Consider the following 22,409-nt stretch of genomic DNA (forward strand, 5'->3'; position numbering starts at 1 on the left):
AAAAAACTCCTAAAAAATATGCAAATGATCGTAATGAATAAATCCTGGTTTATCTTTTATCCCCAAGTACTCATTTAATTTGTTTGCATCATATTTAGCTATTCCTATACCTATTTTCTGTCCTTTTGGGGTAAGTATTTCAACCAAATCGCCCTTTTTAAAATCACCACTACATTGTTCTATGCCTACAGGCAATATACTGATAACTCGTTTATTTTCTTTTAAAATATCAAATAAACCTTGATTTATTGAAATCGACCCATTTTGCTTATTGTTATTATAAGCCATCCATTTCTTTATATTTGACTTTTTCTTAGATGGCAAAATAACCGTACCTAACTCCTCCTTTCCTATTATACGAGTAATCACTGAAGGAATATCAATGCTGGCTATATGTGTTGTGATGCCTAAACTTGACATTTTACGGGCCGTTGCAAGCTTACTGCTCATCCCCCCCCTGCCTTGCGCACTTTTAGCAGGAGAAACTTCCGGCCAACCTTTTTCCGGATCAATAACAGGAATAATTTCTGAACCCTGCGTATCTGGATGAGCGGTATAAACCCCTTTGACATTGCTTAGAATAATTAATTTTTCAACATTCATTTGTGCGGCAATAAGGCCAGCCAACTCATCGTTATCAGTAAACATCAATTCTTCAATAGCAACACTATCATTTTCGTTAACGATGGGCACAATATTTTTTTGCTGCAAAATTTCTCGTAGTAATCGGGCAATATTTAAGTAATGCTGTCTTGTTTGAAAATCCTGTTTGGTAAGCAATATCTGAGAGGCCAGGATATGGTGTACTTTGAACATTGAAGCATAAAGATGCATCAATTCATGCTGTCCTAATGAAGCTAAAAGTTGTTTTTCACCCGTAGAACTACCGTACTGACGCCCAAGAGTCTGATGGGCGACCTTGCGGCCTGAACCCACTGCCCCCGAACTCACTAATACCACCTGATGTCCTGCTTTTTGTAAGGTCACAATTTGCTCAACCAAATGCAGCATAATAGGTTCAAAAGGGGTTCCATCATGTGACAAAATACTTTGGGTTCCAACTTTAACAACGATGTTCATTAATTTACCTCTATATCCGAAATACTTGGCATCGGCCCCATCTAAGGACACACTTTTAATTATTTTGGTTAGTTTAGCCCAAGAGTTTCATTATATCGAAATAAACTTGGGCTTGGTTAGAGTATAAGATTTATTCCTTGCTACATGTTAGCCATCGTTAAGACAAAATTGGGAATATTTGGAGAGCCAACCCCAACCCCATCATTCCAAAATTGATCTTCAGGTTCAAGGGTAAGCGCTGAATCCCATCCAAAAGTTATATTGTTAATTGTAAATGCAGACGCCGGAGCTGGAGTACCCTGTATCAATGAGGACGGTGGTGGTGTTGCCCCACTGATAATAAGAGCGGGAGGAATAATAAGATTAATAGCTCTATTCGCCAGTAACACTTGATTCATTTGATATAAATAAGGTGCTGCCTGTCCAATAGAAGTTCCTTTATTAAGTAAACTGCGGGCTTGATTTACTAAAACTAATGTTCCCGAAAATAAAGGACAAGCCAAGCTGGTTCCTCCATCCTGAACCTGGACCCCATCGGCGATGATCAGCAGTCCGGTTTGCGGATCACCAAGCATGGCAATATCAGGTAATGCGCGACGATTTCCATAATTGTTAATCACTCCATACCCCCCTGCAGTGAAGTGACTGATCGAACTCTGCCAGGCAACAGGTCCATAGAGCTGACTAATGCCTCCACCGGTGCCGCCATCGTAGGATAAGGTACCGCTAACTCGTTTCACTGTTCCCCAAACCGTTTCAAACGCATAACGATAGGTATTATCGACAAATAATGCTGTCGCCCCAACAGCAGTAACATACGCAGAACTTGAAGGATAATTAACGGTTAGAGGCGAAGACGAAGTCCCAGTGCATTTTGTTTGCGTACTATAAGTATTATCGCCACAATCCCCAGAAGAAAAATTAACACTGATTCCGGCCGCTGCAGCCAACTGTAGCGTGGACTCAAGCGCTGTATCGATGCCGTTTTCAGGACTGCTCCAACTATTAGAAATTACATAAGCATTAGAAAAACCTGCAATGGTATAAGAATTCTGAAGGAGCGTAGTAATTACATCAATTAGTGTACTTCGCTGATCAGTAGCACCTAAGACCAACACCGTATTGGCTCCTGGTGCAATCGTATGAGAGGATTCAACATCTAATGCTACTTCCCGACTAAAAGATGTGGCATTCGGGCATGTTGTATAAGGAGAGCCATCAGGGTTGATCATTGCAAAATTCTTGAATGGTCCGGTGGTCACAAAAGGTTTTATACCATTCATATTAAAATATTGATTGGCATCACTTAAAATTTGAGCCGCTCCATTGGTACCGCAGTTATCAACAATAACCAGAGTTTGTTGCGATCCATCAAGATGTATGCCATTAACAGGAGGAATATTACTCAAATTATAGGCTTTTTGTAAGTTCTTTCCGCTAAAGCCTTGCAATGAGATATCGGTAGGAATAGCTGAAGGATTAAAAGTATTCCAAATAAAATTTAAGTCATGCACTACTTTTTTGTTAGTCTGAGCGCTCTTTATATTCGACTGAAATTCAGGAATGGTGCTAAGCCCAGTAATTTCCGAAATATATTGGGCAATCTCTGGATTTAATTTCGGAGCGCTTGAATGGGAGCGAACCCGTTCATTTTGATATTGATAATAGTTTATTTGCACATGAAGTGCCTGCTCAATTTGCTCCACAGTTGCGGTTACACGAACGCTATGGTTAATGACCTTTGCTTGCATCCCTTGAGAAGCAAAATAGTGTTGCACCGCATTTTCTGCATCCTTACTTGGCGCAAATTCTTGCTCGTAAAGAGCGGGGGTTAGGAACTGCTGATATCGAGGGCTATTATAATCATAAACATCTTTAACCAGTTGATCTAATTCCTCCTTATTTCGTAACTTTAACCAGACAATAAAGGATATTTTTGTCTTTGGTTCAACAGGTTTAATCACCGTCGCATGGGTTAACAAATTTAAACCTGAGCTTGGCAAATTCGCTAAGGCATTTGCTTGATCGGCATAGGAAGTCATCGCCATGAAACTATATGGCAATAAGAACAACCCTACTTTTTTAATTTTTAACATGAATCATCTCCCTATGCTGCGCTTAGAAAAAATAAACTGGTAATTGGACTATACGTGATGAATCCCAATTCATCCCCAGTAGTTAAGGAAAACACATGACCATTCTGGGTACCCGCATGGATAACGCTCGCATCTGAAATGACAAATAAGGTATACGTTATTTGAGAAAACAGAGTCCATGTTGGGTTGGGGGCGGTCAAGCTATTGCTGGAATAAGCGTATTCAAAATCTATTGTTCCTGGTGGTAAGGTGCTGTTAGATGAGGTTTGTCGCGTATTAACATAGAGTTGGCTGTTAGTGGCGAAAACATTTTGGATGGGCGCGGCAACCGGGGTTGTTGGGCCATTAATCTGTGTCCAATTAATACCATTGTTTGTGGAGTAATAGACATTGCCATCCCCACTGCCTACATAAATAGTATTTGAAGAGGTAATGAACAGGCTATTTACCGCTCCAGAACCTGGATTTGCAGTAGCAGTCCAAGTATTTCCGTCAGTTGAGTGATATACATGACCGTCTTGGGTTCCGACATAAATGGTTGGAACACTATTAATAATTGCAACAAAAACACTATTTACGGATACGCCACCAGGAACAGAAGCGGTAGAACTCCACAAAATACCATTATCGGTTGAATAATATACTTTACCATCTGCACTACCGGCATATAAGGTGCTTTGCGTAGCAAATACGCTATTTACTGCAGAGCCAGGTGATGGCACAGTCGTATTAGCCCAAGTTAAACCATTATCGGTAGAAAAATAAACATAACCGCTTAAAGTCCCGGCATATATGATCCCTGACCGAGTAAAGGTTACTTCCACTGTATGATTAGCGGTAATGGAAGACAAAGTAAACGTCGAGCCCCCTTGCTGTGCAATACCTCCATCCACAAACCATTGCTCTACAAGATAATGAGCATTAGGTATGGCAGTAAAGGTTAGGCTGCTTCCGGCAACAACGGTTTGTGGCGTACTTGGCGTAATGGCTCCATTCACATCGGCAGTGGGAGTAATTAGATATTGTGCTAAGGGAATGCGAGTAATATTTAAAACATTATTAGCAGCAGGTTGATAGCACTCAGAAGTGCTTCCTTGTTGACACACAACAGGACCACCTTGAATATTACTGGTCAGCGCGCTTCCGTTCACAAACAAATTAAGGGTACAAGACTCCAGGTAACCTAAAATAAATGGGTTCTTACAACTTCCTGTGGTGATCTGAGTAATCCCTGCAATTGGTTTCATCACCAAAGTATGTCGTTGATGGGATTGATTGGTTACCACGTATTTAACGGTTGCCGATCCCACTGATGTTATCGACACAGTTGGCGAGTAATAAGGATCAGGAGTAAATGTCCATAGTGGTTTGGCTGCATCACTTAGGGGAGCAAATAGAAAAGATACTACAGCGATAAAAAGTTGGCATAAAGCGACTTTAACTATTTTTTGCATCTTAAAATCCATTTTTTGAGAATATTTTGCTTCCTATCATAGACTTAGCACTTATTTTAGATCAATAAAATTATAAGTTAAGTAAAGTATTTTGTTATCGCGATGCTAACCAGCAGTATCTTTTCTCATTAGTTTTGTCAGCAATTATTGAAATTCCCTTGAGCAATATTATTTGCAACTAACCATATTGGGTCTATATTATTAACCCCTACTATTCAAGGAGAAGAAATGAAAAAAATTTTATTGATGGGACTTACAGCAGCCACACTATCTTTTACACCCGTGTCCCAAGCTGATATTACTGTTCATTCAAACACCCCCGACGCTTGTGAATATATTGCTGGGCATTGGGCGGGAACTGGTAAAGCATCGAATTGGGTTATAGGTGAGTGTATCTATCATGGAGCAGGAACAGTTAGCACTGTAGACAATACCGGTTCATTTAAAATAGAAGTGACCTCAAACAAAGACTCAGGAAGTCTCCTTTGCCCTGCTCATGCCAAAAAACGACTGACAGGAACTTGTATTAATGGGGTTGTTACGATTAAAACAGAATACGGCGACCTGGCTGGTCATTTTTCGCAAAACTCAGGAGATGCAAAAGGAACTTTATCTGTAGCTCGAGGAATAAGCGCAGATGTGGTTATTCAATTTCAACGAGTGGAATAATTATTAGTATTCGTATTTTAAATACTTATTAAAACCTCACCGGCCTGCGGTAGGCCGGTGAGAAACTTGCTTTAATATAGCATTATACAAGGCCTGATGATGCAAAGAAGCCAGCAACCGGCAAAAAATCAGGCGAATTGATAGTTAACTTTGAGTACAACTTCTCCTGTTCGCAACCAAAGATCAGCTGAGGCCGGGCGATAAATAAAGGCGGAATTAGAAAGACCAAAAATGGCTACGCTTCCAAGAGGATATTGTCTTCTTCCATAATCAGTATAACGACCCTCAACACCCATGCGCCAATTTTGAGTCAACGCATATTCTATACCGGCACCATAAGTACCTCCAACTAGCCTATGAGTACTTGAGTTATACGCGCCAGGAAAACGAATACCTCCACTAACAGAGGGAACAAAGGTACCGAGAAACTTCACGTTGGCAAACCCTACACCACCGGTCCCATACAATAACCAATTATCCGCTGCATAGCCAAGACGACCAAGTATAGAGGCCTGCACATCATTCTCAGTAGAGAGAATATCCCCAGCTACAAATTGAGTTCCTGGATAAAGCTCTGCTGCCGACACAATATGAGAGTCATTTAAATCTTCGCCATTTATATTAGCTTCTGCACCCAAAACCCAGTGATTATGTTGCCAGTTGAAACCAACTTGACCACCTCCCGTGAATGAACTGGGAGTAACATCATAAAATTGAATAGATGGCCCTAAAACTCTTCCTAATACTGTGGCAGTTTCAATAGTTACCGGGGCAGTAAATTTACCCCATTTGCCGCCCAAATTACCGCCAACGTAAAAACCAGTCCACTGGTGCTCTGTTCCAATCGGTCCCATTGTCCCAGCATTAAGACTAGTCATCCAGAGAGGATTAACCATTGCGCCGAGTACTACTCCTATTGAAAATACCTTCTTCATCAATTTACTCCATTATTGTAATTATAAGAGAACGCTATACCGATGGACTTCAGGGGGCACAACATCCTTTGGTACATGGTATTTATCATATTGATAGTTATTCTTTAAGTAAAGAGATGATTTTTGCAGTCCATCCCACCTTAGACTCTGAATGATTTTTATTGATCACAAAATACTTCAAGTATTTAATATGACTAAAATGCGTCTAAAAACGAGTACATTCTTTTAATTAATCTCTCTTGTAGACGGTTTACTGTTTTTAATGACAAAATGTAATTTGAGCCAAGCTGGATTAATCCTTGTTTTATACCTGCGGGAGGCGTGTGTATGACACTTACTGTTCTTTTTGTTATGGGCGCCATTTTGCTCGTGCTAAATTATCAACTGCGCCAGAGAGCCATGACTGCAAAAATAACTTCCCCCTCTTCAGTTGATTATCTGACTCTTATAAAAGATCTTACTATGTTGAAGACGAACTCACCTTCAGCAAAATTGGCATTGCAAAGCCATTTCATGACTTTCATTTCAGAACTTGCCACACGTTCGCTGGATAAACAACATTCTGGTATTGGCTATTTTAGATTGCCTAATACGACTCAGGTCTTTGTGTTATCAAACAAAACGGCAATTCAACGGCTTTATGCAAGAAATAATGAGAAAAAATTTGGACAAAAACAATTTTTTAATCGTTTGGCAGTCATATTGGGTCAAGATAATTTGATGTCGTCCAATCTGGGTTCAAATACTCATGGAATGATACGTAGCGCTATATTATTGCGTAACGAGTCCTTTAGACCTCAGGTAGCTAAAGTAGTCGCTGATTTTTTCCAGGAATATGAAGCCCAACAAAAAACGCAAGGCAAGACACTTAGCGAAGTCATGGACAAACTATCCCGGCGAGTTTTACTCGCTACTTATTTTGGTCAGGACATCATTAATCCATTTGAAACCCTTTATAGCTCCAAGTTAACCAAGGAATTAATAGACTGTTTATTCAGCCTTGAGCCGATCAGACAAGAGGAAGAGAAAAATCTTTTCCTCTTAAGGAATAGAATATTTGAACTGGGTTGCCGCCTTATTTTTTCAACAAAAGCAATAACCTCACAGTTAATGCAAGAACAAAGTTGGCTTAATTATTTGCTCACTGTTAGAGTCATCCAGAATCCTGAAATAAAAAGCCAACTGGAACAACTGGGTATTACCTCCAGCAAGCTGAGCGCCGAACAGGCTGAACTTCTGTTGAAATATGCTATTGCACATGAAGATGATAGCCCTTTGTCCGCGCTCATAAGAGATGTGGTCAATGAAAGTTTATTCATTCCCTTATTAGGTTTCGATGCCACAGCCACCGTTTTAATCACCGCGTTGAGAATAGCAGTTCAAGATAAACGCATCTACTCCATAGTTAAAAAGGAAATTCAACAGAAAATCGCTGCAGGGGAACTTTTTGAATTACACTCACCTTGGGATAGTCATAACTTCTCTTATACCGAAGCAGTTTTGCTGGAAGCATTACGCTTATCACCTCCCGCCCCTATTGTTCCAGAAATTATTAATGAAACAATTACTCTCGATATTGATGGTACTTTTCTAACTTTACCCGCAGGTGCGCTCGTATTTATTCCCATGCAAAGCTTACACACTCATTCGTTTCATTTTCCTGACCTTACCCTATCAAAAGAGGGCCAAGAGGCTTTGGGTAAAACCACAATGAGTGCAAAGGACATTTTTCCAGAACGATGGGGCCCCAAGGACAGTAACGGGAATGTTTATAATTCTAATTTTTTTACTGAGGAGGGGATTTTAAATCGCCCAGGTACATTGGAAAAACCCGGAGGACTCTTATCCTTTAAAACAGGAGCAAGGCGATGCCCGGGTTTACGCATTGCCATGACCGAAGTTTTATCATTATTTCGCATGCTGGCCTCCTATAAATTTAAACTGAGCGGCGAAGAACTCTTGGAATTGCGTTTTAATTATGAAACACCGCTGCAGAGAAATGGCGGGTTGGGACTGTTAAAAATTAGTCCTCGTAAAAAATTGACTTTGGACGCTCCCCCTCTCACTCGAATATCAGATCAAGAGGTTCATCAACAAAGCGGCCTGACTTTTTTTAATGAACAGCCCATCTCAACGCATAAAGAACAAGCCGAACTAACCAACCTTCAACTAGGGTAATTGAGTCTACCATCGCTCACTGATCTCAATTTCCTTGAAATACTCCTGGATTCTGCGGCGGGTTGCCGGTGAAAGATCTGGGGGTAATTGATTAGCGGGAAACCATTGTTGCTCTGCGATTTCAGACGAAGTCACTAATTCTTGTGCCCCTGCATGACCAATATAGAAAATAATATAATCATCACGTTTTTCATTTCTGCTGTAATAAACTGAAAATAATTCAGGTGGGGCATTTAACACAACCCCAACCTCTTCCTGAAGCTCCCTTTCTATAGCTTGGCGTGGGGTTTCTCCTGATTCAACTCCACCGCCAATAGTGTACCAATCAGGTTGATAGGTATGTTTAACCAATAAAATTTTTTCATCTTTAATCAGTAGAATTCTGACACCTACTGTTCTTTTCGCTAAAAGGGAAAAAACTATATTTTTTACAACATGATAAATTCTCACTACTGACCCCAATACATTTTAGAGTGCGCCAAGCATCTCGAGGACATGAGACACTCAAGATGACGGGTGAATTTGCAAATCAGATTAAATGATATTACAGATGAGTAATTAATAACAATTACTTAACAAGTTTAGCGCGATAAAGAAAAATCTCTTATCGCGCTTTTAGACTAATTCAAAAATATGAAGTGTTATCTACGGTGCCAACCACCGCCGCCATGCCAGCCGCCGTGCCATCCGCCACGCCATGCAGTATTACGCCAGCCGGTACCTCGCCAACCAGCGCCATGCCAGCCGGTATTCCATGATCTAGCACCATACCAATTATTATGTCGCCAGCCTCGACCACCATACCAACCGACCCCGTAATAATTGCCATATCCATAACTGGGGTAAGAAGCGGTAGAATAGACGTAATTACTATTGTATCCAGGTGAATATACTGTCTCAGTTACACAGCTTGACAGACCTAATGTACTTGAAGCTATTACACACGAGAGTATTATTTTTTTCATATTAGCATCCCAGCTGATTAAACTCATCTAAAGTGTAAGACAAGTTCTTAAAATATACAAATTGATCACTTTGTTATCTTGATAATCAATTAATAACGGTCAGGTGGGGCTTGTATTCAGAGCTGCTAAAATATTAATGATGAATATTTTTATTTTGAATTAATGAGTGGTTTACTCACCCGGTTTTTTCAGACAGAATTAATTTCTTATTATCTGGAGAGGACGAGATTGGATTATAGCGATAATAATTATATTTTTCCTCACCCGGAGACCAGCGACAGACAAGGCTTATTAGTTATTGGAGGTGATTTATCCCCTCAACGCATATTACAGGCTTACTCCCAAGGTATTTTTCCTTGGTATGAACCCGGTTGCCCTGTTCTTTGGTGGTCACCTAATCCAAGACTCATTTTAAAACCAAACGACTTTAAGTTATCACGAAGTTTAAAAAAATCCTTAAAAAAACCATTTAGATTATCTATAGATACGGCGTTTCAAGAAGTAATTACCGCTTGTGCCACTTCTTCTGATCGCCTTAACAAAACATGGATAACCAATGAAATGATTGATGCATATATCAATTTACATCATATGGGTTATGCCCATTCGTTTGAAGTTTGGGAAAAAAATAATCTGGTAGGTGGATTATATGGTATTAGTTTAGGAGCTGCTTTTTTTGGCGAGTCTATGTTTCATATGGTAACCGATGCTTCAAAAATTGCCTTATACTTCTTATGTGAAACGATGACAACGTGGGGTTTTGATTTCATTGATTGCCAAATGCCGACTCCACATTTACTTAGTTTAGGGGCCAAGATTATCAGTCGAAAAGAATTTCTTCATCTCCTGAACCAGACCTTGGCAAATCCAAATAAAAAAGGGATATGGGGTGTGAAAAATGAGTTATAATTAATCCTGAATGGAATTAATCCTTTGCACAGGACGCAGCATGATTGGAAATCTGTTTAAAAAAATAAATCAGCTAATTATTCCTCTTAAATCCAGTATGCTCTTTATTTTTATTTCTTTATTTCTCATCACTGCCTTATTAATTCTTCTCGTCGCCACAGTACGCTATACAAAAATATTAACTTATATAGCCCATGAACACATGAAGCATGCCTCAGAATTCGTATTACGTGAATTAACTGAGAATATCAATCCTGCTGCAGTTAACAGTCAATTTACTGGGCATCTTATTCAGCAAAATATTATTAAAGCTGGCCCAGCCCAGTTAGTTCCTTTAACCATGGGCATGGTCAAAACGTTACCTCTCGTAGCTGGAGCTTATTGGGGTGACCAACAGGGCAATTTCATTTATTCTCAAAAAGAAAAAAATGGAACTATCACATCCGAAATTTATAACCGCCTAACCCATCCTGCAACACATACCATTATTAATAGAGATAACTCTGGAAAAATAATTAAACAATACCTATCTCCTGACCTGAGTTACGATCATCGTAAACGAGTCTGGTATCATCAGGCCCAAAAAGAAAAGAAAACGATATGGACTGATATCTATTTCTTTGATCCTCCTCCTGACGTAGGAATAACAACAGCATCGCCAGTATTTAAAGATGGGAAATTTTATGGCGCTTTTGGCATTGATATCAATTTAATTACACTCACTGAATTTATCAAAAATCAAAAAATCACCGCTGGTGGTTATTCTTTTATTATCACAAATAAAGGGAAATTAATTGCATATCCAAATAAAAAACCTTTTACTGACATGAATGTTTCTACGGGAAAATTTCATAATGTACATAATGATTCAATACCCTTAATCGACAAATCGCTAGAACTGTATAAAAAAAGTGGACAGGAAAAACTCACATTTTCTTATAAACATGAGGGTGAAAATTATATGATAAATTACGAACCAGTCGAAGCGTTGAAAAGCTATGGCTGGCTTATCGGAATTGTCGTTCCGGAAAGTGATTTTATCAGCGATTTGAGAAGAATAAATTTGATGAGTTTATACATCAGTTTTATCATCTTACTTTTGGGAATCCTGTTCGTATCCGGTTTAGTTGCTCGTATTGTAAGACCGCTTAAATCTCTTGTGGCTGAAACAGAAAACATAAAGCATTTTAATCTTGATGGTGAAATTTCGATTAAATCCAGGATAAAAGAAATCATTCAATTGCGCGATGCAGTGCATTCAATGAAAATTGGACTTAAATTATTTCAAAGATACATACCTAAGATTCTCGTAAGACAGTTAATTGAATCAGGAGAAGACGTACGCATAGGAGGTGTTCGAAAAACACTTACTGTTTTCTTTTCAGACATTGAGCATTTTGCGACTCTCGCCGAAAAAACAGAGCCCAATTTACTAATGATACAGATGGGAGAGTATTTGGAGGAATTAACCCAAATCATTATCGCTGAAAAAGGAACCATAGATAAGTATATTGGTGATGCCATTATGGCTTTTTGGGGGGCACCCTTACCTAATGATAACCCATGCTATCATGCAGCCCGCGCGGCTCTTCGCTGTCAATTAAAATTGAATGAATTGAATACCAAATGGGAAAAAGAAGGAAAGAAAATTTTATTTACCCGTATTGGTATCCATATGGGAGATGCCATTGTAGGTAATTTGGGCTCATCGGAACGATTAAATTATACGGCCCTTGGCGATTCGATCAATATTGCCAGCCGACTTGAGAGTATCAATAAAAATTATAAAACTAAAATAATTGTCAGTGATACGGTCTATGAACAAATAAAAGATCAATTTTTATTCCGAATGATTGATTGCGTTGTAGTTGAAGGTCGGACTCAAAGCTGCTGCATTTATGAATTATTAACGGACAATGCTTTAGCTCTCGAATTTGACCTGGGTGCATACAATCCCTGCTTTGAAAAAGGATTCTCAGCGTATAAAGAACAACGTTGGGATGAGGCAATTGTTTGCTTTAAAAAATGCCTGGAAATTTATCCCGCAGATGCTATAGCCCCTATTTTCATTGCACGATGTCAACAGTTTAAAACCCAACCGCCAAAATCAGGATGGAATGGCATTATGGAATAATTAGCTTTAATATCGTGTAACCTAGAAATTTTATCCCGTGGATCATTAATTTATGGAGCAATAATGAAACAACATTCTTCACGATTTCTAACCTTAGTAGATGAATCTAAAAAACGAATCAAAGAAATAACCCCTCAAGCATTGAAAGACAAGATGGATCAGCAAGAACCTTTTGCTCTAATTGATGTTCGAGAAGACAATGAATGGCCTACCGGACATATACCGACAGCAATTCACATGAGTAAAGGGATCATTGAACGGGATATTGAAAAGGCAATTCCCGATAATCATACGCCAATCGTTGTTTATTGCAGTGGTGGTTTTCGTTGTGCTCTGGTTGCAGACAGTTTGCAACAAATGGGGTATTCGCAAGTCTATTCTTTAGAAAGCGGTTTACGAGGTTGGTTAGATGCCGGTTATGAAATTAAAAAATAATCTCGATCACCTCTCCCCGTCATCTTGACTTCCACTACGTCATCTTGACTTCCCTACGTCACCGTGACTCCCCTGCGTCACCTTGACTCCCCTGCGTCACCGTGACTCCCATGCGCCACCGTGACTCCCCTGCGTCACCGTGACTCCCCTGCGCCACCGTGACTCCCCTGCGTCACCGTGACTCCCCTGCGCCACCGTGACTCCCCTGCGCCACCGTGACTCCCCTGCGCCACCGTGACTCCCCTGCGCCACCGTGACTCCCCTGCGCCACCGTGACTCCCCTGCGCCACCGTGACTCCCCTACGTCATCTCGAGCGGCAGCGAGAGATCTCCTTGATGTAGTACGGTGCGTATTGCAGGAGATCCCTCACTTCATTCGGGATGACGTGAGAGGTTCGGGATGACGTGAGAGGTTCGGGATGACGTGAGAGGTTCGGGATGGAGTGAAGAGTTAGATGACGTAGGGAAATCAAGATGACGTAGTGGAAGTCAAGATGACGTGAGAAGAGCGAGAGGACGTAAAGAGATCAAGATGGCATGCATTCAAGATGGCATGCATTCAAGATGGCATGCATTATAGATGGAGATGATAATCTCCGTTGACTCCGACGACATCATAAATATGAATGGGGTAATCAAAACCCTTTGTTTTAACCCGGAGATGGCCACTAATCTCCAGATCCTTACTTGTTTCCAAATAAGTTGCCTCAGAAATTAATACTTGTCCCCCCAGGCTAAAGTCCTGAATACGCGATGATAAATTAACTGACGATCCTATTGCACTGTATTGCATCCGCTTTTTGGACCCCACATTCCCAACTACCGCTAACCCGGTATTAATTCCCACGCCCATCAGCAACTGTGGTAATCCTTTCTTTTTATTCATCATATTAACTTTTTTCAGTGTCAGTTGCATTTCAATAGCACAAGCAACGGCTCTTAACGAGTCATCTTGGGTTGAATAAGGCGCCCCAAAAATAACCATAATTGCATCACCAATAAAGGAATAGATAGTTCCTCTATGCTTTTCAATAACATGAACCATTTTAGTAAAATAGTTATTCAGAATTGCAACTAATTGTTCCGCTGGCAAGGAATCAGACAGCGGGGTAAAATTTCTTAAATCGCTAAAAAGAATGGTAACTTTGCACTCCTTGCCACCAAGTTTTTGTTTCGTATTCGAATCGAGAATAGACGATACGACGTCATCGGACATATAAAAACTAAATACTTTGCGGATAAAATCATTACGTAATTCCAATTGTTTTTTTATTTTTCTTAATAAGTCATTAGCCTGACGAAATGATAATTGCTCTTCAACCAATGCAGCCAATTCCTGGAGAATTTTTAACTGCTCAGGCTGTAATTTTAAAGGTTCCCTATCCGCCACACAGAATGTTCCTACATTAAAACCTTTTGAATTGGCTAATGGAATTCCTGCATAAAAACGAATAAATGGAGATTTTTTTACAAGAGGGCTATTAGCAAACCGCTTATCTAAAAGAGTATCTGATATAACCAATGGTTCGTTTTGCTGAATAGTATGATTACAAAATGCAATGCTGCGTGGAGTTTGCTTGGCACGTAAACCCCGTCGAGACTTAAACCATTGTCTTTGCTCATCCAAAAAAGCGATATAACCGATAGGAACACCAAGCAAATCTGTTGCGAGCTGAACAAGGCGGTCAAAACGCGCTTCTGGTGGCGTATCTAAAATTTGTAATTCATGCAAAGCAGCGAGTCTTCCGACTTCATTATCTTCGTCGTTTTTTCGCATAATCAATTCCTCAGCAGTATTTTCCCAGATTGACTGATCGCCCTAAGCGCATTTTTGTGCTTATAAACAAAAACATCGATTTATTTAATAGATTTTCTTTGAAATCGGGAGTGATCTTATATAAATTCTAGACTATTCCCTTTAGTTATCCATGAAGAATGAGTCATTGGAATCAAACTCTGCTATGGCTTAGAAAACAACCAGCGATCTTTAAGAGTAAACCGTCTACAGAAATATAATGTGATTCAAAGTGACTTTTCTTACAAATTCTGCTATCTAACCCTAATTGCTATATAAATCATTTCAGAGGAAGTCATCCGGTGGTAACGTCTCAATTCACAACCATTAGATCCTATACTGTTCCTATTATTTTGATGTCCTCCATCCTGTTTGGAGGTCTGACCGGTTACTGGCTTGGCCCGAACGCTCAATTGTTAAAACCACTGGGTGAAATATTTCTCAATTTGATTTTTACCGCGATTGTTCCACTTATTTTTTTTAGTATTTCTTCTGCTATTACTCAGGTAAGCTCATTGAAAAAACTGGGAGAAATCGCTTTCTCTATGGCTGTTGTTTTTATCTTTACGGGTATTGTAGCTGCTCTTTATGCGATTGTTACAGTAACCCTTTTTCCTCCAGGACAAGGTGTTTCTTTACATTTAACAATGCCAGAAAAAATATCCACCGTCAGTCTCTCCAATCAAATTGTAGGCATTTTTACGGTTTCAGATTTTTCAAAACTATTGTCTCATGAACATATTCTGGCCCTAATCGTATTTTCAATCCTGGTTGGGCTTGCAGTAACCTGTGCAAGAGAGAAAGGAGCACCATTTGCTACTTTCTTGCAATCCGGTGAAGAAATATTCATGCGCGTTTTTTCTCTCATAATGTATTATGCCCCCATTGGCTTTTTTGCTTATTTTGCTGTCTTAGTCAGTGAACTGGGCCCCAACTTAATAGAGAGTTATGTTCGAATTGCCATCATCTATTATGTATCTTCGCTTATTTATTTTTTTGTTGCGTTCAGCGGGTATGCTTATCTGGCTGGAAAAATGACAGGAATAAAATTGTTCTGGTCTAATGTTTTTCTGCCTATGGTCACCTCCATTGCAACATGCAGTAGCGCAGCCAGTATTCCAGCCAATTTAGTAGCTACAAAAGCAATGAGAGTCTCCCCCGAAATTTATGAAACAGCCATCCCCCTGGGCTCCATAATCCATAAAGACGGCTCAGTGATAGGAGGCGTTTTTAAAATTGCCTTCTTGTTTGGCATTTTTCACCTGAATTTTACAGGCACCTCCATCTTACTCACCGCTCTTGGCGTTTCATTATTAGTTGGAACAGTAATGGGCGCGATTCCGAGTGGCGGAATGCTTGGTGAATTACTGATATTAACTGTTTATGGATTCCCCCCCACCTCTTTAATAGCCATTGCTGCAATTAGCATTATTATTGATCCTCTTGCAACCATGCTCAATGTCACAGGAAACAGTGTCAGTAATATGCTAATTGCCCGTTTAGTAGAAGGTAAAAAATGGTTCATGGCACGAAATAATGTAAGTCCGTCAACAAATAAATGTAACTAAAGATAAAGCTTCTCCATTTTTTGAAGCCTAGGCTAGCGGCTAGCCTAGGGCTCTACCGCACGTGTTTACCAAAAGCTCACGAAACTTAGATTGCCATTTACCTTATTTTAGTGCACTATTTCACCTTTATGAATTTGATACATCATTGAGAGACCTATGGCAAAAGAAGATCATATTGAGATGGCTGGTACCGTTATAGATACATTACCCAACACCATGTTTCGTGTTGAATTAGAAAATGGACATGTTGTTACTGCCCACATTTCTGGTCGCATGCGTAAAAACTACATTAGAATTCTAACTGGGGATAAAGTTAAGGTTGAATTAACGCCTTATGATTTATCTAAAGGTCGTATTATCTTCCGTGATAAAAACTAATTTCCTGACCTTTTCAGTACTCACTCTTTCATTCATATTACCGCTTTCGTTTGCTGTAAAGTAAACATTCGCGGAGTATGCATAGTCCGTCGTTGCGAGCCTCGCAATGACGGCTTTTTATCTGGTTCTCAAACGTAGGTTGAGTCGTGAGCCTGCATTCAATTTCATGGTCTGGTCATGCCCCATAGCCGTCTGGCTATGACAATTTAGGTCATTGTCCTTCTCGCGCAGGCGGGAATCCATTCCTGTTTTAGTACCATGCTAATGCAAAAAGGGATCCCCGCCTACGCGGGGATGACACAGTTCCGTCCTACAGGTTATAGATACCGCCGGACATAGAGTTTGTATTCACAGAGAGTTATTTACCCGCTACCATCATTTTCTCTATTAAGATAGAGCCACAGCGTGTAGCAATATTAGGATTAATATCATTACCAACAGCAAGAATCATTTTAAACATCTCTTTTAGATTTCCTGCAATAGTGACTTCATCTACAGGGTATTGAATAACCCCATCCTCTACCCAATAGCCACTGGCACCACGAGAATAATCCCCGGTAATCCCATTAATCCCCTGCCCCATCAACTCAGTAACTAATAAACCTTTATTCATGGTCTTTAACAGTTCCGTTAAATCTCCAGCAGTAGGATCAACAGTCAAATTATGAACGCCATCACTGTTAGCTGTCGTTTTTAATCCCATCCTGCGCGCAGAGTAACTGCCCAGGACATATTGTTGTAACTTTCCCTTGTCTACCAAGAGATTGGCACGAGAAGGTACTCCTTCGCTATCAAAGGGCGAACTTCCCAAAGCTCCCTTTAAATGAGGTTGTTCATAAATACGAATAAATTCAGGGAAAATCTGTTGTCCTATCGAATCCAATAAAAAAGAATTTTTTCTATATAAATTAGAGCCGCTAATCGCACCGATAAAACTGGATAATAAACTACTGGAAACCCTGGAAGAAAAAATGACCGGGGTCATTTGAGTTTCAATTTGTTTCGCATGCAAACGACTTACTGCCCTTTCTACCGCATTTTTGGCTATTTCATGAATATCCATTAAATCCAGAGCATTTCTGACCGTAGTATAATCATAGTCTCTTTGCATTTCCTCCCCATCTTTTGCAATTAAAGAACAGCTGATGCTGTGACGGGTACTGTGAATAAATCCTTCTCCACCGTAAGTATTCGCGAACCCATGGTGAGATTCATAAGAAGACACACTCACTCCATCAGAATTAGTAATCCGTTTGTCTAAAGACAAGGCATAGGATTCGCATTTTAATGCCATTTCTATTGCCTGTTGCGGCGTAATATCCCAAGGATGAAATAAATCAAGCTCTGGATGATTTTTCGTCATCAGCTCTTTATCTGCCAAGCCAAAACAGGGATCTTCAGCACTAACCCTGGCTATATCACAAGCTGCTTTAACTAATGCTTCCAGAGCAGCAGATGAGGTATCGGTACTGCTGGCTCCCCCTTTACGCTGGCCTATATAAACCGTCAAACCAACTCCTTTATCTTCACTGAAAGCGACTGTTTCTACCTCTCCCATACGAACATCAACAGAAAAACCTCTATCATTATTTACTGCAACAGCAGCATTAGTTGCCCCTTCTTTTTTGGCCAATTCCAATACATCATTCATTAATCGAGTTAATTCTGTTGTTGACTTATGTGCTTCACTATTGTTATGTTGCGTTTTAATTTGCATAAGAGATTCCGTGGTGTTGAATGATGTACTTAAGGATACAATAACATGTCTTCGCAAACCAATGTTTATCATGCAAACAAAAGCTATTTATTGAATTTATTTCTTTTTATGTTCAGTTTGCTGATCTCTGTGAACTCTTATTCCTCATCAGCAGACGGATGGCAAAAATTAACTTCAGGTATTGAATACCAGGATCTTGCTGGCGGATTATTAACGCCTTGGTCACATATTCATGTATTTCGTATTGATTTGAATAAAAATCGGCTGGCTTTGGTTACAGCTAAAACTTTGGCATTAAAAAACGCCTCCGCCGATCAATTTGCTCAACACAGTAAAGCCCTGCTAAGTATCAACGGCGGTTTTTTTGATCACGAATTTCGGCCTCTAGGTCTTAGAATCAATAATAAAAAATTGGAAAATCCCCTGAAACAGATTAGCTGGTGGGGTATTTTTTATGTAAAAAACAACAAACCTTATATTTCCAATGTGCGGCATTTTAATCATGATGATGAAATTGTTTTCGCAGTACAAAGTGGTCCCCGATTACTGGTAAAAGGGAAAATCCCCTCTCTTAAACCGGGAGTTGCCGATAGATCAGCCCTGGGTATCACCAAAGACGGGAAAGTAATTATCTTAGTCTCTACCAGTTCAGCAATGACTACCAAGGCTCTGGCCAAAATGCTGAAGTCCCCTCCTCTTTCGTGTACTGATGCAATTAATTTAGATGGAGGAAGCTCCAGTCAGCTCTTCGCGCATATTGATTCGTTCCGACTTAATGTGCATGGTTTTTCAAACGTCAGCGACGCAATTGTTGTGAAAAAACTATAATTTATTAGGCGATACGTGTTACTCTCGCGGGTGGTTATGAGCTAGTTTTTGAGGTCTGTTGATAATTAACCTCCTCGACGTCCGGGGCTTTAAAAAATGAATAGTTACAGCCTAGTTTTATTTGCCCATCCTTTGGAAAATAAAACCAAAATTATTAGCAAAATTTATAAATAATTTTTTTATGATAAAAACCTCTGAAAATAAACGTTTATTTGGTTATAAGCACAATTTATTTATTTTAACTCACAACTTATCCACAATATATTCCCATATTGCTCTCTTGATTAATAGGCAAAAACACATTATCTTGTTATTCCTGTCTTTAAAAAACCCTATATATTGGGTTTTTTGTATTTATGATCTACAATTAATATAACAGTGATTGAGTTGCATTTGACTGTTAAAAAAATATTTCGTGGAGGAATAATGTCTGAAATTATTGAGCCGATACAAGATGTGCCGCAAACAAGTCAATTGGAACTGACTGCCAACGCACCCGGTTTGCTTAAAACGATCAAACGCAATGGTAAAGTAGTGAATTATGATGATTCTAAAATTAAAGTTGCTATTACTAAAGCGTTTATAGCAGACGAAGGTGGCAGTGCTCCTACATCTGATCGAATTCATCAACAAATTGAAGAATTGACTCGACAAATATCCCAAGTATTCAAACGTCGTCTGCCGAGTGGTGGCGCTATTCACATTGAGGACATTCAAGACCAGGTAGAGCTGGCCCTCATGCGTAGTGGTCATTATAAAGTGGCGCGTGCTTATGTTCTTTATAGAGAAGAACATCGCAAAGCAAGACAACGTGAATTAAAACAACAACCCAGCAGCGATAATACAAGTCTGTTAATTACTATGCCTGATGGCGAGTTAGCTCCCCTAGACATGGATAGAGTAAACACCATCGTTAATGAATCATGCCGTAATCTGGAACATGTAACCGCAGAACCTGTAATTAAAGACGCCTTGCGCAATCTTTATAATCAAGCAAAGTTTGAAGACGTGCACAAAGCATTAATCATGTCTGCTCGTACTCTGGTTGAAAAAGAACCCAATTATACCTATGTCAGCGCTCGGCTATTATTAGACAGCTTGCGTATGGAAGCACTCAGTAAATTAAAAATCCAATCAGACGCGACCTTTGATGAAATGAGCGCTCTCTATCCCTCTTACTTCAAGTCCTACATAGCACATGGTATTGCTCAAGGAATGCTTGATGCCAAAATGGCTGATTTTGATTTAGATAAACTGAGCAACGCCTTGTTGCCTGAGCGTGACATGCAATTCACTTACTTAAGTCTGCAAACATTATACGATCGTTATTTTATCCATGACCGTGGCGTACGTTATGAGCTTCCGCAGGCCTTTTTCATGCGCGTTGCCATGGGCCTTGCCATGCGCGAAAAAAATAAAGAAGCGAAAGCCATTGAATTCTATCTCCTGCTCTCTTCTTTTGATTATATGTCGTCTACCCCTACTCTATTCAACTCAGGTACTGTAAGACCACAATTATCCAGTTGCTATTTAACTACAGTCCCCGATCATTTGGATGGTATTTACAGTGCGATTAAAGATAATGCCTTACTTTCCAAATTTGCAGGTGGTTTAGGAAATGACTGGACTCCTGTACGTGCTATGGGCTCACATATCAAAGGAACCAATGGAAAATCTCAAGGAGTAGTACCCTTCTTAAATGTTGCGGATGCGACCGCTGTAGCTGTAAACCAGGGGGGGAAACGTAAGGGTGCGGTTTGTGCTTATCTGGAATGTTGGCACCGAGATGTAGAAGAATTCCTCGAGCTGAGAAAAAATACAGGGGATGACCGTCGTCGTACTCATGACATGAATACTGCTTTATGGATACCTGATTTATTTATGATGCGTGTTCGTGAAGAAGGTGATTGGACTTTATTTTCTCCTGATGAAGTACCAGAATTACATGACCAATACGGCAAAGCCTTTGAAAAATTGTATCTGGAATATGAAGAAAAAGGCCGCCAAGGGATCATTAAAAATATCAAGACCGTTTCTGCTGTAAAATTATGGCGCAAAATGTTATCCATGCTTTTTGAAACTGGCCATCCCTGGATGACTTTCAAAGATCCTTGTAATCTGCGTTCGCCACAACAACATGCTGGGGTGATCCACAGTTCGAACTTATGTACTGAGATTACTTTAAATACTTCCGAGGAAGAAATTGCAGTATGTAATTTAGGTAGTGTGAATCTTCCCGCTCACATTAAAAACGGTCAATTGGATAAAGAGAAGTTAAAGCGTACTATTACAACTGCTATTCGAATGTTGGATAACGTAATCGATATTAACTATTACTCAGTACCCCAAGCTCGAAACTCTAACTTGAAGCATAGACCTATTGGTTTGGGTTTAATGGGTTTCCAGGATGCATTGTATGAGTTAAAAATTGATTACACCTCTCAGGAGGCTATTGAGTTCGCTGACTCCTCTATGGAATTAATCAGTTATTATGCAATAGAAGCTTCTTGTGATCTGGCTCAAGAGCGTGGCAGCTACTCAAGTTATGAAGGATCACTGTGGAGCAAAGGCATACTGCCCATTGATTCAATTAATTTATTGCAACAGGCTCGTAGTAAATATTTGGAACAAGATCGCTCACAACGATTAGATTGGGAAAAGTTAAGAGTTAAAGTTCGTACTCAAGGAATGCGTAATTCTAATGTAATGGCTATTGCTCCTACAGCAACCATTTCCAATATCTGTGGTGTAGCGCAATCCATTGAACCGACTTATCAAAATTTGTATGTAAAATCCAATTTATCAGGTGAGTTTACGGTAGTGAATCCTTATTTGGTTGCTGATTTAAAAGCGCTGAATCTTTGGGATGAAGTCATGGTAAATGATCTGAAATACTTTAATGGCAGCGTACAGCCCATTAGCCGTATTCCAGAAGAGTTAAAAAGACGTTATGCCACTTCTTTTGAAATTGATCCCATCTGGTTGGTTGAAGCAGCATCTCGCCGACAAAAATGGATAGATCAAGCCCAGTCTCTCAATATTTACATGGCCCAACCCTCAGGTAAGAAACTGGATCAACTCTACATGCATGCATGGATACGTGGATTAAAAACCACTTATTACTTACGTAGTTTAGGTGCAAGTAATGCCGAAAAATCTACGGTTACTGATGGCGCACTAAACGCGGTAAAACTAATAGATGAAGCCCCTAAAGTATGCTCTATTCTGGACCCAGACTGTGAAGCGTGCCAATAATCAGGAGAAATTT

Annotated in this window: 17 protein-coding genes; 9 read left to right on the forward strand and 8 right to left on the reverse strand. The window is 39.8% G+C overall.

All coding sequences use genetic code 11. From position 1 onward, the window contains the following. Nucleotides 1–9 precede the first annotated feature (9 nt). The 3 genes from proB to LOX96_RS09610 form a co-directional block, all read right to left on the reverse strand. A complete protein-coding gene (gene proB / locus LOX96_RS09600; RefSeq protein ID WP_250424025.1) occupies nucleotides 10–1,080 on the reverse strand; it encodes a glutamate 5-kinase in 1,071 nt (356 codons plus the stop codon). A 140-nt stretch (nucleotides 1,081–1,220) separates the two neighbouring features. After that, entirely contained in the window at nucleotides 1,221–3,176 is a 1,956-nt protein-coding gene (locus tag LOX96_RS09605) for a S53 family peptidase (protein ID WP_250424027.1), read from the reverse strand. Nucleotides 3,177–3,187: 11 nt separating this feature from the next. After that, entirely contained in the window at nucleotides 3,188–4,630 is a 1,443-nt protein-coding gene (locus tag LOX96_RS09610) for a DUF6242 domain-containing protein (RefSeq protein ID WP_250424028.1), read from the reverse strand. Between the two features lie 228 nt (nucleotides 4,631–4,858). On the opposite strand from LOX96_RS09610, the gene LOX96_RS09615 reads away from it, so the two are divergent. Beyond that, a complete protein-coding gene (locus LOX96_RS09615) occupies nucleotides 4,859–5,299 on the forward strand; it encodes a hypothetical protein (RefSeq protein WP_250424037.1) in 441 nt (146 codons plus the stop codon). 128 nt (nucleotides 5,300–5,427) lie between these two features. Here the strand turns inward: LOX96_RS09615 and LOX96_RS09620 are convergent, their stop codons facing one another. Further along, nucleotides 5,428–6,234, reverse strand: coding sequence for an outer membrane protein (locus LOX96_RS09620; RefSeq protein ID WP_250424039.1), 807 nt, complete (start codon nucleotides 6,232–6,234; stop codon nucleotides 5,428–5,430). 327 nt (nucleotides 6,235–6,561) lie between these two features. On the opposite strand from LOX96_RS09620, the gene LOX96_RS09625 reads away from it, so the two are divergent. Then, nucleotides 6,562–8,412 (forward strand): cytochrome P450, encoded by a 1,851-nt coding sequence (locus LOX96_RS09625; protein ID WP_250424041.1) that lies wholly within the window; start codon nucleotides 6,562–6,564, stop codon nucleotides 8,410–8,412. 6 nt (nucleotides 8,413–8,418) lie between these two features. On the opposite strand, the gene LOX96_RS09630 is transcribed toward LOX96_RS09625, so the two are convergent. Together LOX96_RS09630 and LOX96_RS09635 are read right to left on the reverse strand one after the other, a co-directional pair. Then, a complete protein-coding gene (locus LOX96_RS09630; protein WP_250424043.1) occupies nucleotides 8,419–8,862 on the reverse strand; it encodes an NUDIX domain-containing protein in 444 nt (147 codons plus the stop codon). A 191-nt stretch (nucleotides 8,863–9,053) separates the two neighbouring features. After that, entirely contained in the window at nucleotides 9,054–9,377 is a 324-nt protein-coding gene (locus LOX96_RS09635) for a hypothetical protein (protein WP_250424045.1), read from the reverse strand. Between the two features lie 228 nt (nucleotides 9,378–9,605). Between LOX96_RS09635 and aat the strand changes: the two genes are divergently transcribed. From aat to LOX96_RS09650, 3 genes are all read left to right on the forward strand, one after another. After that, nucleotides 9,606–10,286, forward strand: a complete 681-nt coding sequence (aat, locus tag LOX96_RS09640) for a leucyl/phenylalanyl-tRNA--protein transferase (RefSeq protein WP_250424047.1) — start codon at nucleotides 9,606–9,608, stop codon at nucleotides 10,284–10,286. A gap of 40 nt (nucleotides 10,287–10,326) precedes the next feature. Then, nucleotides 10,327–12,420, forward strand: a complete 2,094-nt coding sequence (locus LOX96_RS09645) for an adenylate/guanylate cyclase domain-containing protein (RefSeq protein WP_250424049.1) — start codon at nucleotides 10,327–10,329, stop codon at nucleotides 12,418–12,420. A 63-nt stretch (nucleotides 12,421–12,483) separates the two neighbouring features. Continuing rightward, on the forward strand, nucleotides 12,484–12,855 hold the full coding sequence (locus LOX96_RS09650; RefSeq protein ID WP_250424059.1) for a rhodanese-like domain-containing protein: 372 nt from the start codon (nucleotides 12,484–12,486) through the stop codon (nucleotides 12,853–12,855). 574 nt (nucleotides 12,856–13,429) lie between these two features. Here LOX96_RS09650 and LOX96_RS09655 read toward each other — a convergent pair. Further along, on the reverse strand, nucleotides 13,430–14,632 hold the full coding sequence (locus LOX96_RS09655) for an adenylate/guanylate cyclase domain-containing protein (RefSeq protein ID WP_250421690.1): 1,203 nt from the start codon (nucleotides 14,630–14,632) through the stop codon (nucleotides 13,430–13,432). Between the two features lie 374 nt (nucleotides 14,633–15,006). Here LOX96_RS09655 and LOX96_RS09660 point away from each other — a divergent pair, with 374 nt between their 5' ends. Together LOX96_RS09660 and infA are read left to right on the forward strand one after the other, a co-directional pair. Beyond that, nucleotides 15,007–16,218, forward strand: a complete 1,212-nt coding sequence (locus LOX96_RS09660) for a dicarboxylate/amino acid:cation symporter (protein ID WP_250421784.1) — start codon at nucleotides 15,007–15,009, stop codon at nucleotides 16,216–16,218. Between the two features lie 156 nt (nucleotides 16,219–16,374). Continuing rightward, nucleotides 16,375–16,596 carry a translation initiation factor IF-1 gene (gene infA, locus LOX96_RS09665; protein WP_006872751.1) on the forward strand — a complete coding sequence of 74 codons (222 nt, stop codon included), beginning with the start codon at nucleotides 16,375–16,377 and terminating at the stop codon, nucleotides 16,594–16,596. A 358-nt stretch (nucleotides 16,597–16,954) separates the two neighbouring features. Here infA and pmbA read toward each other — a convergent pair whose 3' ends face one another. Then, complete coding sequence (pmbA, locus tag LOX96_RS09670; protein ID WP_250421691.1) at nucleotides 16,955–18,313, reverse strand: metalloprotease PmbA; 1,359 nt, start codon at nucleotides 18,311–18,313, stop codon at nucleotides 16,955–16,957. A gap of 45 nt (nucleotides 18,314–18,358) precedes the next feature. On the opposite strand from pmbA, the gene LOX96_RS09675 reads away from it, so the two are divergent. Beyond that, entirely contained in the window at nucleotides 18,359–19,141 is a 783-nt protein-coding gene (locus LOX96_RS09675; RefSeq protein ID WP_250421692.1) for a phosphodiester glycosidase family protein, read from the forward strand. A 426-nt stretch (nucleotides 19,142–19,567) separates the two neighbouring features. Then, nucleotides 19,568–22,396: a ribonucleoside-diphosphate reductase subunit alpha gene (locus LOX96_RS09680; protein WP_250421693.1), complete on the forward strand. Its 2,829-nt coding sequence runs from the start codon at nucleotides 19,568–19,570 to the stop codon at nucleotides 22,394–22,396. Nucleotides 22,397–22,409 lie beyond the last annotated feature (13 nt).

The organism is Legionella maioricensis (assembly GCF_023618015.1).
GTDB lineage: Bacteria > Pseudomonadota > Gammaproteobacteria > Legionellales > Legionellaceae > Legionella > Legionella maioricensis.

Excerpts from the sequence above, each read along its gene's own strand:
- proB (WP_250424025.1), bottom strand. The coding sequence starts at position 1,080 with ATGAACATCGTTGTTAAAGTTGGAACCCAAAGTATTTTGTCACATGAT.
- LOX96_RS09605 (WP_250424027.1), bottom strand. The coding sequence starts at position 3,176 with ATGTTAAAAATTAAAAAAGTAGGGTTGTTCTTATTGCCATATAGTTTC.
- LOX96_RS09610 (WP_250424028.1), bottom strand. The coding sequence starts at position 4,630 with ATGCAAAAAATAGTTAAAGTCGCTTTATGCCAACTTTTTATCGCTGTA.
- LOX96_RS09615 (WP_250424037.1), top strand. The coding sequence starts at position 4,859 with ATGAAAAAAATTTTATTGATGGGACTTACAGCAGCCACACTATCTTTT.
- LOX96_RS09620 (WP_250424039.1), bottom strand. The coding sequence starts at position 6,234 with ATGAAGAAGGTATTTTCAATAGGAGTAGTACTCGGCGCAATGGTTAAT.
- LOX96_RS09625 (WP_250424041.1), top strand. The coding sequence starts at position 6,562 with ATGACACTTACTGTTCTTTTTGTTATGGGCGCCATTTTGCTCGTGCTA.
- LOX96_RS09635 (WP_250424045.1), bottom strand. The coding sequence starts at position 9,377 with ATGAAAAAAATAATACTCTCGTGTGTAATAGCTTCAAGTACATTAGGT.
- LOX96_RS09645 (WP_250424049.1), top strand. The coding sequence starts at position 10,327 with ATGATTGGAAATCTGTTTAAAAAAATAAATCAGCTAATTATTCCTCTT.
- LOX96_RS09650 (WP_250424059.1), top strand. The coding sequence starts at position 12,484 with ATGAAACAACATTCTTCACGATTTCTAACCTTAGTAGATGAATCTAAA.
- LOX96_RS09655 (WP_250421690.1), bottom strand. The coding sequence starts at position 14,632 with ATGCGAAAAAACGACGAAGATAATGAAGTCGGAAGACTCGCTGCTTTG.
- LOX96_RS09660 (WP_250421784.1), top strand. The coding sequence starts at position 15,007 with ATGTCCTCCATCCTGTTTGGAGGTCTGACCGGTTACTGGCTTGGCCCG.
- infA (WP_006872751.1), top strand. The coding sequence starts at position 16,375 with ATGGCAAAAGAAGATCATATTGAGATGGCTGGTACCGTTATAGATACA.
- pmbA (WP_250421691.1), bottom strand. The coding sequence starts at position 18,313 with ATGCAAATTAAAACGCAACATAACAATAGTGAAGCACATAAGTCAACA.
- LOX96_RS09675 (WP_250421692.1), top strand. The coding sequence starts at position 18,359 with ATGTCTTCGCAAACCAATGTTTATCATGCAAACAAAAGCTATTTATTG.
- LOX96_RS09680 (WP_250421693.1), top strand. The coding sequence starts at position 19,568 with ATGTCTGAAATTATTGAGCCGATACAAGATGTGCCGCAAACAAGTCAA.